At 75.9% G+C, this 12660-nt stretch carries 11 protein-coding genes and 1 pseudogene; 5 read left to right on the forward strand and 7 right to left on the reverse strand.

Going from position 1 to position 12660, the window contains the following annotated elements; translation table 11 throughout:
• The first annotated feature begins 24 nt into the window (after positions 1-24).
• Positions 25-1074, forward strand: coding sequence for a LuxR C-terminal-related transcriptional regulator (locus AB0B41_RS26420; protein WP_358207899.1), 1050 nt, complete (start codon positions 25-27; stop codon positions 1072-1074).
• A 51-nt stretch (positions 1075-1125) separates the two neighbouring features.
• Here the strand turns inward: AB0B41_RS26420 and AB0B41_RS26425 are convergent, their stop codons facing one another.
• From AB0B41_RS26425 to AB0B41_RS26440, 4 genes are read right to left on the reverse strand one after another with little or no spacing between them, the layout of a single operon-like run.
• Positions 1126-1869, reverse strand: coding sequence for an alpha/beta hydrolase (locus tag AB0B41_RS26425; RefSeq protein WP_358207901.1), 744 nt, complete (start codon positions 1867-1869; stop codon positions 1126-1128).
• The gene (locus AB0B41_RS26430; protein WP_358207923.1) at positions 1866-2219 is read right to left on the reverse strand and encodes an MmcQ/YjbR family DNA-binding protein; all 354 of its coding nucleotides are present in this window, start codon (positions 2217-2219) and stop codon (positions 1866-1868) included. Before AB0B41_RS26430 ends, AB0B41_RS26425 begins: the two co-directional genes overlap by 4 nt.
• A 5-nt stretch (positions 2220-2224) precedes the next feature.
• Positions 2225-2599 (reverse strand): VOC family protein, encoded by a 375-nt coding sequence (locus AB0B41_RS26435; protein WP_358207903.1) that lies wholly within the window; start codon positions 2597-2599, stop codon positions 2225-2227.
• 10 nt (positions 2600-2609) lie between these two features.
• Positions 2610-3464, reverse strand: coding sequence for an AraC family transcriptional regulator (locus tag AB0B41_RS26440; protein WP_358207905.1), 855 nt, complete (start codon positions 3462-3464; stop codon positions 2610-2612).
• Positions 3465-3517: 53 nt separating this feature from the next.
• Here AB0B41_RS26440 and AB0B41_RS26445 point away from each other — a divergent pair, with 53 nt between their 5' ends.
• Both AB0B41_RS26445 and AB0B41_RS26450 read left to right on the forward strand, forming a co-directional pair.
• Positions 3518-5932, forward strand: coding sequence for a SpoIIE family protein phosphatase (locus tag AB0B41_RS26445; protein ID WP_358207907.1), 2415 nt, complete (start codon positions 3518-3520; stop codon positions 5930-5932).
• A 37-nt stretch (positions 5933-5969) separates the two neighbouring features.
• Positions 5970-6593 carry a nucleoside/nucleotide kinase family protein gene (locus AB0B41_RS26450; RefSeq protein WP_358207909.1) on the forward strand — a complete coding sequence of 208 codons (624 nt, stop codon included), beginning with the start codon at positions 5970-5972 and terminating at the stop codon, positions 6591-6593.
• A gap of 45 nt (positions 6594-6638) precedes the next feature.
• Here AB0B41_RS26450 and AB0B41_RS26455 read toward each other — a convergent pair whose 3' ends face one another.
• Both AB0B41_RS26455 and AB0B41_RS26460 read right to left on the reverse strand, forming a co-directional pair.
• Complete coding sequence (locus AB0B41_RS26455; protein WP_358207911.1) at positions 6639-6857, reverse strand: hypothetical protein; 219 nt, start codon at positions 6855-6857, stop codon at positions 6639-6641.
• Between the two features lie 36 nt (positions 6858-6893).
• Positions 6894-9302, reverse strand: coding sequence for a transglycosylase domain-containing protein (locus AB0B41_RS26460; RefSeq protein ID WP_358207913.1), 2409 nt, complete (start codon positions 9300-9302; stop codon positions 6894-6896).
• 739 nt (positions 9303-10041) lie between these two features.
• On the opposite strand from AB0B41_RS26460, the gene AB0B41_RS26465 reads away from it, so the two are divergent.
• Positions 10042-11262: an alpha/beta hydrolase gene (locus AB0B41_RS26465; RefSeq protein WP_358207915.1), complete on the forward strand. Its 1221-nt coding sequence runs from the start codon at positions 10042-10044 to the stop codon at positions 11260-11262.
• 67 nt (positions 11263-11329) lie between these two features.
• On the opposite strand, the gene AB0B41_RS26470 is transcribed toward AB0B41_RS26465, so the two are convergent.
• Positions 11330-11695, reverse strand: a complete 366-nt coding sequence (locus AB0B41_RS26470) for a nuclear transport factor 2 family protein (RefSeq protein ID WP_358207917.1) — start codon at positions 11693-11695, stop codon at positions 11330-11332.
• Positions 11696-12021: 326 nt separating this feature from the next.
• On the opposite strand from AB0B41_RS26470, the pseudogene AB0B41_RS26475 reads away from it, so the two are divergent.
• Positions 12022-12660 (forward strand): annotated as a pseudogene (locus AB0B41_RS26475) (hypothetical protein); the annotation flags it as partial.

Here is a 12660-nt window from a genome sequence, read left to right on the forward strand (position 1 = left end):
CACGCGAAGGGCGACACTGCACCGATGGCCGGGCGGGTGGACCGCGGACGGGTCGAGCGCGAGCTCGTCCGGCAGTGCCACGCGGGCCTGTCCCTGCCGGATCTGCGGCAGCGGGTGCTGCGATCGTTGCGCCGGGTCGTGCCGGTCGACGCGGCGTTCGTCGCGACGGCCGACCCCGCGACGCTCCTGTTCACCGGTGCCCACGCGGAGGAGCCGCTGGCGAGTTCGACAGCGCGGTTCCTGGAGAACGAGTTCTCCGCGGCGGACGTCAACCGCTTCGCCGGGCTCGCGACCGCGTCCCGGCACGTGTCCTCCCTCGACCTCGCCACCCACGGGGACCGCTTCGCGAGCCCCCGGTACGGCGAGATCATGCGGCCCCTCGGGCTGGGCGACGAGCTGCGCGCCGCCCTGGTGGCCGGTGCCGAGTGCTGGGGCTATCTGTGCCTGCACCGGGCGGACGGCGGGCAGGGCTTCACGGCGCGCGAGCTCGAGCTGGTCGCCCGGATCGGGCCGCACGTCGCGGCGGGGATCCGGGACGCGACGGCGCGGTCGGCCGGACGGGCCGGGCCGCCGCGGCCGGGCGTCCTGATCGTGTCCGACGACCTCGCGCTCGTCGCGAGCACGCCGGAGGCGGAGGCCCTGGCGGAGCTGATCGACGGCGGGCCCGGGGAGCTGCCCGTGGCGGTGCAGGCGCTGGTCTCCGCCCTGCTGGCGGCGGAGCGCGGCCGTGGGCCGATGCCGCTGGGCTCCACCGTGCGCGCCCGGACCGGGGAGTGGCTGCACCTCAGCGCGTCCCGGCTGAGCGGTGCCGCCGGCCGGTCCGTCTCGGTGGTGCTCGACCCGACGCGGCCCGGCGCGGCGGCGGCGGCACGCCTGGCCGGGCTCGCGCTCACCCCGCGCGAGGCGGAGGTCGCCACGCTGGTGCTGCGGGGACGGTCGACCCGCGAGATCTCGACGGCGCTGCTCATCTCGGCGCACACCGTGCAGGACCACCTCAAGTCGGTCTTCGACAAGACGGGCGTCCGGAGCCGGCGCGAGCTCGTCGGGCTCCTCCTCGCCTCCCCGGGCTCCTGACCGTCGGATCGGCTCGTGAGTGGCGATCGTCGCCGGAGCGACCATTGCCACTCACAGGTCGTTCAGCCAGCCCGCCACCGCGGCGTCGACCAGGGCGGGGCGCTCGAGGTGCGGGGCGTGGCCGCCGCGGAGGAACAGCAGGTCGGTGTCGCCGCGGGCCGCGTCGCGGACCGCCTCGACGTGCACGGCCGTGCCGTAGGGGTCGGCGTCGCCCTGGATCCCCAGCACCGGGCAGGTGATCCCGGCGAGCTCGGGCCGCAGGTCCCAGTCCCGGAACGCCGGGTCGAGCCAGACGTCGTTCCAGTTGCGGAAGCACACCTCGGCGTCCCGGTGGTGGCGGGCCATGCGACGGGCCAGGTCGCCGGTCTCGAAGGCGCGCTTGGCCTCCTCGATCGCCCGCAGCCCGATCTCCTCGACGAGCACGTGCGGGGCCAGCACCACCAGCCCCGACACCGGCAGGGCCGCGGCCGCGAGCAGCGCGATCGAGCCGCCGTCGCTGTGCCCCACCAGGATCGGCTCGCCGACGTCCAGCGCCTCGACCAGGGCCGGGACGACCGTCGCGGCCTCCTCGTGCATGAAGCGGACGGTGCGCTTGGCGGACGGGAGGTCCGAGAAGCCGTGGCCGAGCCGGGAGTAGGCGACCGCCCGGCGGCCGGTCGCCTCGGCGACGCGCCGGTGGAAGCCGCGCCACAGCCCCACCGATCCCAGCCCCTCGTGCAGGAAGAGCAGCGGGGCGCCGGTGCCGGGCACGTCCTCGTACTCGAAGGCGGCGCCGTCGATCTCGACCCGGTTCACGCCCGGGAGTCTAGGATCCCGATCAGCTTCCGCGGGGCCACGGTGCGGTAGGCCTCCGTGACGAGCTCGGCGATCTCGTCCCAGTCGACCTCGACGTCGAGCCGCACGCCCACCCAGCCGCGGGTGCCCACGTAGGGCGGCCGGAAGAACCGCTTCGGATCGGTCGCGACCAGCTCCTCCTGGACCCCGGGCGGCGCGGCGCACCAGAAGGCGAGCCGGTCGTCGTGGTGGTGGTCGGCGAAGGTCACGAAGGTCTTCCGCACGAACCACGTGGGCTCGCCGTGACTGACCTTCTCGGTGACCTCGGGCAGCGCCAGGCAGAGCGCGCGGAGCCGGTCGAGGGGGGTCACCGTGCTCACGGGGCCGCCGGGCGGTAGGTCCCGAAGCACCAGACGTTGCCCTCCGGGTCGGCGACGGCGAACTCGCGGGACCCGTAGGACTGGTCCGTCAGCCCGTACACCAGCTCGGCCCCGGCACCGATCGCCTTGTCGTGCAGGGCGTCCGGGGTGTCGGTGGTGAGGTAGAGGACGGCGCGGCCGGTGTCGAAGCGGTCGTCCCCGCCCGACCGGGTGCCGATCATGACCGCGGTGTCCTCCCAGAACGCCTCGGCGTGCCCGACGGATCCGTCGTCGGACGTCATGACGTGGCCCGGGGTCAGCCCGAGGGTGCCGGTGAGGAAGTCGAGCGCGGCGCGCGGATCGTCGTAGCGCAGTGTCACGTGGATGCCCATGCCGGAGAACCTAGGAGCCCACGACCGGCGTGGCTTGAACGAATGCGCACCGGTAGGCCGTGGGCGTGACCCCGGCCAGCGCGCGGAACTCCCTGGTCAGGTGGGCCTGGTCGGCGTACCCGCACTCCGCGGCGACGGTGGCGAGGTCGGGCTGCGGGCCGGGGGCCCCGAACGGCCCGCCGCCGACGACCAGCCCGGCCGCCCGCTCGAACCGCAGCACCCGGGCCGCGGTCTTGGGGGCCAGACCGACCTGCGCCCGGAACCGGTCGAGCAGGTGCCGGCGGCTCCAGCCCGTCTCCGCGGCCAGGTCGGCGATCCCGACCAGGCCGGCCCGGCGCACCAGCCTCCGCCAGGCCCAGGTGACCTCCGGATCGGGCGTGCGCGCGGTGTCCGCGAGCAGCCGTCCGGCGAGGAACGCCTCGACGTGCGCGAACCGGGCCGGCCAGTCCGGCTCCGCGGCGAGCCGGTCGGGCAGGGCCGCCAGCGCGGGGTCGTCGAGCTCGTCGAGGGCGGGGACCGCGCCGGTGAGCTCCGCCGTCGGCCGCCCGAGCAGCACGAACACCCCGAGCGGCGTGAGATCCACCTGCACGCCGTGCTGGTGGCCGCGGAACTCGGTGTGCACCGCCGCGGTCTGCATCCCGGCCAGGAACGCGCGGGGCGAGGACGGCGGGGACGGCGCGACCGGACCGGCGGGCCCGTGGAGCCGCAGCGGCCCGCCGAAGCCGAGGATCATCGCGCACGACCCGACCGGGGCCTGCAGCCGGCGCAGCGGCGTGGCGCTGAACTCCCGGTACCCCTGCAGGCGGCGGACATAGCGGCGCAGCGCCGGGTGCGGCGCCACGGTCACGTACTCGCCCGCCTCCACCGCCCGAGTGTGGCCCGTATCGCCCGATCGGCGCGAGCCCCCATAATGCGCGGATGCACGGGCCGCAGGCACAGCTCGCGGCGGACGTCGTCGCCGACCTGCCGGTCGGCCTGTTCGCGCTCGACGCCACGGGGGGCGTGCTCCTGTGGAGCGCCGAGGCCGCGCGGCTCACGGGCTGGTCGGCCGACACGGTGGTCGGCCGCAGCGGCCTCGACCCCGACCGGCCGCTCGTCGACCTCGCTGCGGCGCAGGACATGCTGGTCCGCGCCCGCTCCGGGCGGGTGAGCGACCCGCTGCCCGCCGTGGTGCCCACCGGCCGACTCCTCTACGTGCACGCCGCACCCGGGTCCGGCGAGGTCGCCGTGGTCGGGGTGCTGCAGGACGCCACCGACGCGCGCGCCGGGGTCGAGGCGTTCTCGCTGCTCGACGCGCTGTGGCAGAACGCCCCGGTCGGGCTGGCCTACTTCGATCACGACCTGCGGTTCCGGCGGGTCAACTCCGCCGTCACCGCGATCGACGGCGGCACGGCCGACGACCGGATCGGGCGCTCGCTGGAGGAGGTGCACGGCGAGGCGGGGGTCCGGATCGGGCGGCTGCTGCGCCGGGTGCTCGACGAGGACCGCTCGATCACCCAGAGCCCCTTCACCGGGCGGCTCTGGCACGGTCGCGGCCCGGAGCAGTCGTGGATGGTCAACTGCTACCCGGTCCACGACCGGGACGGCAGCGTCCTCGGCGCCGGCCTGGTGGTCGTCGACATCACCGAGGCCGAGCACACCCGGCGCGAGCTCGCCGAGCTGGCCGCGGCCCGCGAGTCGCTGCTGCGCCGCTACCGCAGCCTCGTCGACGCCACGTCGGCCGCGGTGTGGATCCGCGAGCCCGACGGCAGCGCGCGGGAGGACTCGCCGAGCTACCGGGCCGTCGCCGGGCAGGCCCCGCACGAGTACGCGGGCTGGGGCTTCCTCGACGCCATCCACCCCGAGGACCGGCGGCGCAAGCGGGCGGCGTGGGAGGCGGCCGTCGCGCGGGCCCGGACGGGCGAGGACGCGAGCTTCGAGCACGTCCACCGGCTGCGCACGGCCGCCGGCGGCTACCGGTGGTTCCGGTCCCGGGCCGTCCCGGTGCGCGAGGGCGGGCGGCTCGTCGAGTGGGTCGGCACCGAGACCGACATCGACGACGAGTTCCGCACCCGGCACCGGCTCGACGTCCTGGCCGGGGCCACTCTCGCCGTCAACCGGGCGCTCGACCCGGAGACCGAGCTGCTCGCCCTGGCCGACGCCGTCGTGCCCGAGTTCGCGGACCTCTGCCGGGTCTACCTCGTCGACGAGGCCCACCCGCTCGAGCCGGGGCACCCGGTGCACGGCCGTCGTTCGGTCACCCGGGCTGCGCCCGGCCTGCCGCCGGTACCGGGCGACATCGGTGCCGACGGCGCGGCGCGGTTCGTGTTCGGGCCGGACCACCCGCTGGCGCGCAGCGTGCGGACCGGGCGGCCCGAGCTGGAGCTCGACCCGCTCGAGGTCGAGCACTGGGCCGGCACCCCCGAGATGTACTCGTGGGCCCGCGAGGTGCGGATGAACTCCCGGCTGGTCGCCCCGGTGATCTCCGGGGCCCGGGTGATCGCGGGCCTGCTGTTCGCGAGCTGCGGCGACCGGGTGCCCTACACCGCGGACGACCTGGCGCTGGTCACCGAGCTGGCCGCGCGGGCGTCGGCCGCCGTCGAGCACGGGCGGCGGTTCCAGCAGACCCGGCAGGTGTCGCTGGCGCTGCAGGAGTCGATGCTCACCGAGCCGCCGGCGATGGCCGCGGTCGGCATGGGCGGGATCGAGGTCGCCGCCCGCTACCGCCCCGCGGCCGCGGAGCTGGAGGTCGGCGGCGACTGGTACGACGTGTTCCGGCTGCCCTTCGGGGACCTCGCGCTCGCGGTCGGCGACGTGGCCGGGCACGACCTGGCCGCCGCCGCCACGATGGGGCAGCTCCGCAGCATGCTGCGCGCGCTGGCCTTCGACACCGACGGCGCCCCGTCGGACGTGCTGCGCAGGCTGGACCGGGTCGCCTCGCGACTCGACGTCACCCGCTTCACCACGCTGCTGCACGGGCGTGTCCTGCTCCGCGGCGACCAGCGGCTCTTCCGCTGGTCCAACGCCGGGCACCCGGCCCCACTGGTCGTCGAGGCGGACGGGACCCCCCGGTACGCGACCGGCGCGGTGGACGTCGTGCTCGGGGTGGACCCGGACCGGCTGCGCCACGACCAGGAGATCGAGCTGGTCCCGGGGGCCACCCTCGTGCTCTACACCGACGGGCTCGCCGAGCGCCGCGACGACGTCGACGACCGAGGCGCCCGCGAGCTGCTCGCCCTCGCCGGGGCCGGGGCGCACCTGGACCTGGAGGCCTTCTGCGACCACCTGGTGTCCGGGTCGCCCGCCGACACCGGCGACGACATCGTCGTGCTGGCGGTCCGGTACCGGGCGTGACCAGGCCGGGAACGGGCCCGCCGCGTACGCTCCCGGCATGATCGACCCGGTCGCCCGCGCGACGGCCCTCGCCGCGGGCGGGCGGGCCCTGCTCGGCATCGCCGGGGCGCCCGGCTCCGGCAAGACCACGCTGGCGGCGCACGTGGCCGCCGCGGTCCCCGGCGCGGTCCACGTGCCGATGGACGGGTTCCACCTGGCCGACGTCGCGCTCGACCGGCTGGGCCGGCGGGACCGCAAGGGCGCCCCGGACACGTTCGACGCGGCCGGCTACCTCGCGCTGCTGCGCCGGCTGCGGAACGGCGAGCCCGGGCCCGTGTACGCGCCGATGTTCGAGCGGGACCTGGAACAGCCGCTGGCCGGGGCGATCGCGGTGCCGCCGGAGGCCCGGCTGGTCGTGACCGAGGGCAACTACCTGCTGCTGCCCGACGAGCCGTGGCCGGCGGTGGCCGCCGAGCTCACCGAGGTGTGGTTCTGCGACCTGCGCGAGGACCTGCGGCTGCGCCGGCTCGTGGACCGGCACGTGCGGTTCGGGAAGGCGCCCGGCGCGGCCGAGGAGTGGGTGCGGCGGGTCGACGGGCCCAACGCCGACCGGATCGCCGCGACCCGGGACCGTGCGGACCTGGTGGTGCCGAGCGCGGTGCTGGAGACGCTGGGCCCTTGAGGAACCTGGGCCCCTGAGGAACCCTGCCCCTGAGCGGCGGTGGGCTCAGCGCCAGGGGGCGACGCGGGCGCGGCGCGACAGCCGGACGTCGCACTCGATCACGTCCGGGTCCAGGCCGGTGAGCACGGCGATCAGGTCGCGGGCGGCCGCCTCGGCGTCGCGCATGTCCCGGACCGCGGTGGAGGCCTCGATCTCCGGGACGTAGAGCACCAGGCTGCGGTCCGACGGCCAGGCGTCGACCGCGAACCGTCGTGGGGTGCTCACCGGATCCACGGTAGACCCGCGCCGGTCCGGGGGCACTCAGCCGCAGGGCGTGATCGAGCAGTCCTGGCGCTGGGCCGTCGGCGGCGATCCGGGAGCCGTGGTGGCGGGGCCCTCCTCGCCCGGGAACAGGGTGTCGTCCCGGTCGGGCAACGCGCCACTGCCGGGCGGTGGCGCCGTCGTCGGGGTCACCGGCGTCGGCGAGGGCGGCGGGACCTCGGACGACGCGCTCGGCGGCGCGCTGGGCGTCGGCGTGGCGCTGGGGGTCTCGTTGGGCGGGAGATCCGACGCGGGCTCGCCGATCGGGCGGTAGGTGCCGAAGCCGTCCTGCTGCGGCTCCTCCTCGATCGCCTGCTTCATGAACGTCTGCCACATCTCACCGGGCAGGGTCTTGCCCTCGACCGGGGTGCCCGACGCCGTCCGGATCGGCGAGTTCATGTCCGTGCCGATCCACACCGCGGTGGCCAGGTCCGGGGTGAAGCCGGAGAACCAGGCGTCGTTGTTCTCGCCCTCGAACCGGGACTGCACGGTGCCGGTCTTGCCCGCGACCGGCCGGCCGATGCCGAGCCCGTCGTTCGGGACCACGCCGAGCATCGCCTCGACGGTGTTGCGCGCCACCTGCTCGCTGAACCGCCGCTCGCCCTGGGACTCCGGCGCCTCGTAGAGCACCCGGTCGTCCGCGGTCACCACCTTCGAGATGAAGTGCGGCGCGTGCCAGACGCCGCCGTCGGCGATCGTCGCGTAGGCCGACGCCAGCTCCAGCGGCGTGACCTCCTTGTTCCCGAGCGCGAGCCGGGCGTCGGGGTTGTCCAGCGGCGAGGTGATGCCGGCGGCGCGGGCGGCGGCGGCGACGTTCGCCGGCCCGACCTTGGCCGCCAGCTTCGTGAAGATGACGTTGTTGGAGATCGTCATGGCCTGCTTGATGTCGCAGCGTGGGCAGTCGGCGCCGTCGGCGTTGCGCAGGCCGGTCTCCTCGCTGCCGTCGAACACCGTGCCGAGGCCGATCGGCGGGTCGTGGCTCAGCGCGGCGAGCACCACGAACGGCTTGAACGTTGAGCCGGGCTGCTTGCTCACCCGGGCGTAGTCGAGACCCACACCGTTCTCGCCGCCGTAGTAGGCGCTGACCCCGCCGGTCCGCGGGTCGATCGCGACGACGGCCGAGCGGAGGTTGTCCGGCTGCCCGTCGAGCGTCTCCTGGGCGGCCTCGACCGCCCGCCGCTGCTGCTCCGGGTCGATCGTGGTGGTGATCCGCAGGCCGTCCTGCGCCATCTCCTGGTCGGTGATGCCCAGCGAGTCCAGCTCCGCCTTCACCGCGTTGACGACGTGTCCGCGGCTGTCGGAGAAGGACCCGCTGCCCGGCGCGGCCTTGCGCTGCTGGGTGCCGGGGAAGGTGGCGGCGGCGCGGTCCCCGGGGGCGAGCCACCCCTGGCCGACCATGCCGTCCATCACGAAGTCCCAGCGCTGCACGGCCTTGTTCGGGTCGATCGCCGGGTCCCAGCGCGACGGCGACTGGATCACGCCTGCCAGCAGGGCACCTTCGGCCACGGTCAGCTGGCCGACGTCCTTGCCGAAGTACGCCTGGCTCGCCGACTGGATGCCGTAGGCGCCGCGGCCGAAGTAGATCGTGTTCAGGTAGTCGGTGAGGATCTCGTCCTTCGACTTCTCCTGGTTGACCTTCAGCGACACGATGAGCTCCTTGTACTTGCGCCACAAGGAGACCTGGTCGCCCACCAGGGCGTTCTTCACGTACTGCTGGGTGATCGTCGAGCCGCCGCCGACGCCGCCCTGCAGCTGGTTCCACACCGCGCGCAGGATGCCGGTGAAGTCGAAGCCCGGATTCGAGTAGAAGCTGCGGTCCTCGGCCGACAGCACGGCCTCGCGGACGTGCACCGGGATCTGGTCGACCGTCACCTTGGTGCGGTTGCCCTGCTCGGGGACGAGCCGGGTCAGGTCCGTGCCGTCGGCGAAGGAGATCGTCGCGACCTGGTTGTTGACGGCGTCGTCCGCGGTCGGCACGGAGAAGGCGAGCCAGCCGATCCCGAGGGCGAGCAGGGGCAGCACGACGAGCGCCGCGAGCCCCCCGAGGACGCCCCACTTGACGCGTCGGCGCCGGCGCGCGGTGCGCTGCGCCGGGGTGAGCGGGCGGCGGTGGGCCGACCCGCCGAGGCGGCGGCGCAGCAGCTCGAGCGGGCCCTGCGGGGCGGGCGGCTCGGGGGCCGCCGGGGTGAGGCCGGTGGCCGTGGCGGTCGCCTTCCGGGGGTCCGGGGTCTGCCACCAGCCGACGCCGGTGCGCGTGCGGGAGCGGCGGCTGCGGGCGCGGGGGACGGCCGGACGACGGGTGGCGGCGCCGGTGCGGGTCGATCCCGTGGTCCCTGTCGAACCGGTCGTGCCGGCCCCGCTGCGCGCGGCGGTGCCCGTGCTGCGGGAGCGGTCGGACGGGCGGGACACCGCGCCGTTCCGGTCGGTGCGCGCCGCGTCGCCGCGGTCGCCGGTGCGCGGCGGGGTGCTGCGGTCGCTGGTGGCGCCGGTGCGCGGTGGGGTGGAGCGGTCGCCGGAGGATCCGGTGCGCGGTGGGGTGGAGCGGTCGGACCGCCCGTTCCCGTGGGAGGGGGTCGAGCGCGACGGCGGGTTCTCGGCCGCGCGTCGCGGCGGCGGCAGCGGACGCCCGGACCCGGGAGGACCGGCGAGCGGGCCGGGACGGCCCGGGACGTCCGGACGGGCGGGCGGCGGAACCGGCGGCACGGGGCGGACCGGGCGGGCGGTGCGAGGACGCGGCTGCTGCGGCGGCGGGCCCTGTCGGCTCGCGCGCGGCGCCGGTCCGTGACCTCCTCCGGGCACTGTCGCTCGTCCTCCCCGTCGTCCGCCGTTCGTCCCGGCCCGGTGGCCGTGCGGGACGGGCGGCCGGGCCGGCCTCGGCCGTGCGGAGCACCGCCGGAGACCGTTCGGGCCCGCGCGACCGTCTGGGAGGTCAACGGAGCACCCCGCGGGCACGGTGCGGGCGGAGATCGAACTCACCCGAATGACGGCATCACGAGCGCGTGTCGCCCGCCGCCGCGGCGACACTGCGTGACGACTCCGCGGTCGGACTGGGCCGGACGGATGTGAGCGAGGAGGCGGAGGAGATCCGCGGGCCGCAGCGCGCGAGGATCGGGGGATCGACGGCGATCACGGGAGCGAGGGAGCTCGGATGGGGCGTACCGGCACGGTGGCGGGGATCCTGGGCGTTCTGGCGGCGGCGGGTGCGCGCCGGCCGGTGCTGCGGCGCTGGCCGACGTCGGTGGCCCAGATGGCGGCCTGCACGCCCGCGTCGGAGATGCCGGTCGCGGACGCACTCGCCCACGCCGCACTGGCAGCGGGCGGGGTGGTGGAGCTGGTGCGGGGTCCGCGAGCGGGCCGCGTCGCCGCGCTGGCGACGATCGGCACCAACGCCGCCGCCGCGGCGGCCCTGGCCGGGCTGCGTGCCGACGCCCGCCGTTCGGCCGTCGTGCTGCAGGAGGCGCTGTCCCCGCTCGGGGTCACCGGCCTGGACCGGCCGATCCCCGGGGCGGCCCGAAGGGTGCGTGATCGGGCCCGCGGTGCGGGCCGGTACGTCGTGGCGCAGGACGTCGCCTACGGCCCGGAGCCCGAGCACCGGCTCGACGTCTGGGCCCGCCGCGACCTGCACCTGCTCCGCGACGGCGGGCCGGCCCCGGTCCTGCTGCAGGTGCACGGCGGTGCCTGGACGCTCGGCTCGCGCACCCAGGAGGCGCAGCCACTGATGGCGTACCTCGCGGCACGCGGGTGGGTGTGCGTGACGGTCGACTACCGGCTCGCGCCCGCCGCCCGATGGCCCGCCATGATCGTCGACGTCAAGCGGGCGTTGGGCTGGGTCCGCGAGCACGTCGCCGACTTCGGCGGCGATCCCGGGTTCGTGGCGGTGACCGGCGGGTCCGCGGGCGGGCACCTGGCCGCGCTCACCGCGCTGACCCCGAACGACCCGGCGTACCAGCCGGGCTTCGAGGAGGCGGACACCTCCGTGCAGGCCGCGGTGCCGTTCTACGGGGTGCACGACCTCACCCTCGACGACCAGGGCCTGTGGAACCTGCTCGAGGGCAAGGTCATCGGGACCAGCTACGCCGCCGACGAGGCGACCTACCGCGCGGCGTCGCCGGTGCACCGGGCCGGCCCGGACGCGCCGCCCTTCCTGGTCGTGCACGGCGACACGGACACGGTGGCCGGGGTGGGGCAGTCGCGGCGGCTGGTCGCGCGCCTGCGAGCGGTGTCGCGGGAGCCCGTCTGCTACGCGGAGCTGCCGCACGCCCAGCACGGGTTCGACGGGCTGCCCACCGCCCGCACCGCCTACACGGTGCGCGCGGTGCACCGCTTCCTCACCGCCGTCCACACGAGGGCGACGGCGCCGACGGGGTAGGTGCCGGCCAGGGGGTGCGAGCTCGGTGGTGTGTCGGGCTCGGTGCCGCGGGCTCGGTAGGGCGGGCTCAGGGGGTGAGGAGGGCCGCCATCCGCTCGCGCAGCAGGGTGGCGGCGGAGTAGGGCCGCACCATCACAGTCAGCTCGGCGAGGCCGTCCGGCCCCTCGCGCAGGATGTCGACGCCCTCCAGCTCCCGGTCGCCCACCCGGGCGCGGAAGACCAGCACGTGCCCGCCCTCGCCGGCGAACTCGTCGGTGTAGCGGAAGTCCTCGAACACCTGCACGACCGCCCCGAGGATCGCCCGCAGCGCCTCCCGCCCCTCGTACGGCCGGTGGACGATCGGGGAGTGGAACACCGCGTCGGCGGTGAAGAGGTCGGTGGCCGCGTCGGCGTCGCCGCGCTCGACGGCGGCCCGGAAGGCTGCTGCGCTCACGACACCATCCGACCACTCCGGACGGTGGGGCGCCAGGTCGTCGGCACCCGCCGACGGGTGTCGCTCACCGTCGCCCGGCTCGCGGACGGCCGGGCGGACGCTCCGTGCAGGGCCGGATGCGCCGAGCCACGGCGGCCGTTCGCGGTGATCCCCAGGTCGGTGATCGTCCTCGTCCGGTGCCCCGCCCGCCACGAGGTCCGTGGTTGCGCGGACGGCCCTGGCGTCGCTGGGCCGAGAAGCCGAAGCACAGCGGCCTTCCGGCCGCGACGGAATGGGCCGGATTGGTGGCGGAACAATGGTTCTCTCAGCGTGTGAGACACTTTCGCGTGCCTGTTCCGGACAACGTGATCGACACCCTGGCAAAAATGCCAGGGGTGTCGTACGTCTGCGTTCTGGAGCGCGATTCCGGCACGATTCTGGGTAGTTCCGGGAAGGTCGATTCCGGGCTGCCCACCGAGGAGATCGTCAACGCTTTCGACTGCGCCGCGGGCGTCGGCGGGACGCGGGGCGGCGCGGTGCAGACCGTCGTCGTGACCGGCAGCCGGGTCGTGCAGGTGCTCGCGCCGGTCCCGCTCGCGGACGACTCGGCGGGCGTGCTCTACCTCCGCCTCGTCCGGGCCCGCGCCAACCTCGCCTCCGCGCTCCGCGAGGTGGAGGGCGTCACCGGCGGTCGGTCCCGGCGATCGACCGGGCAGCCGGGCGTCGGCGCCCTGCCCTCCGCGACCGGGTCCGCCGCACGCCGCACCGCGGTGCCGGCGGCGCTCCCCGGTTCGGCGTCGGGCACCTCGACGTCGCCGCGCGGGGTGCCGGCCGCGTCGCGGACCGGCGGGTCCACCGCGGGCCCTTCCGCCACGCGACCCGCCCCGCGACCCGCCACGCGACCCGCCGCGGCCGCCCCGCCACCGGCCGCCGCGCCGCAGATCGGCAGAGCGTGGGGGTGGGAATGGGTGGGGTGCGATTCGTGT

The sequence above is a fragment of the Pseudonocardia sp. NPDC049154 genome (genome assembly GCF_040648315.1).
Classification (GTDB): domain Bacteria; phylum Actinomycetota; class Actinomycetes; order Mycobacteriales; family Pseudonocardiaceae; genus Pseudonocardia.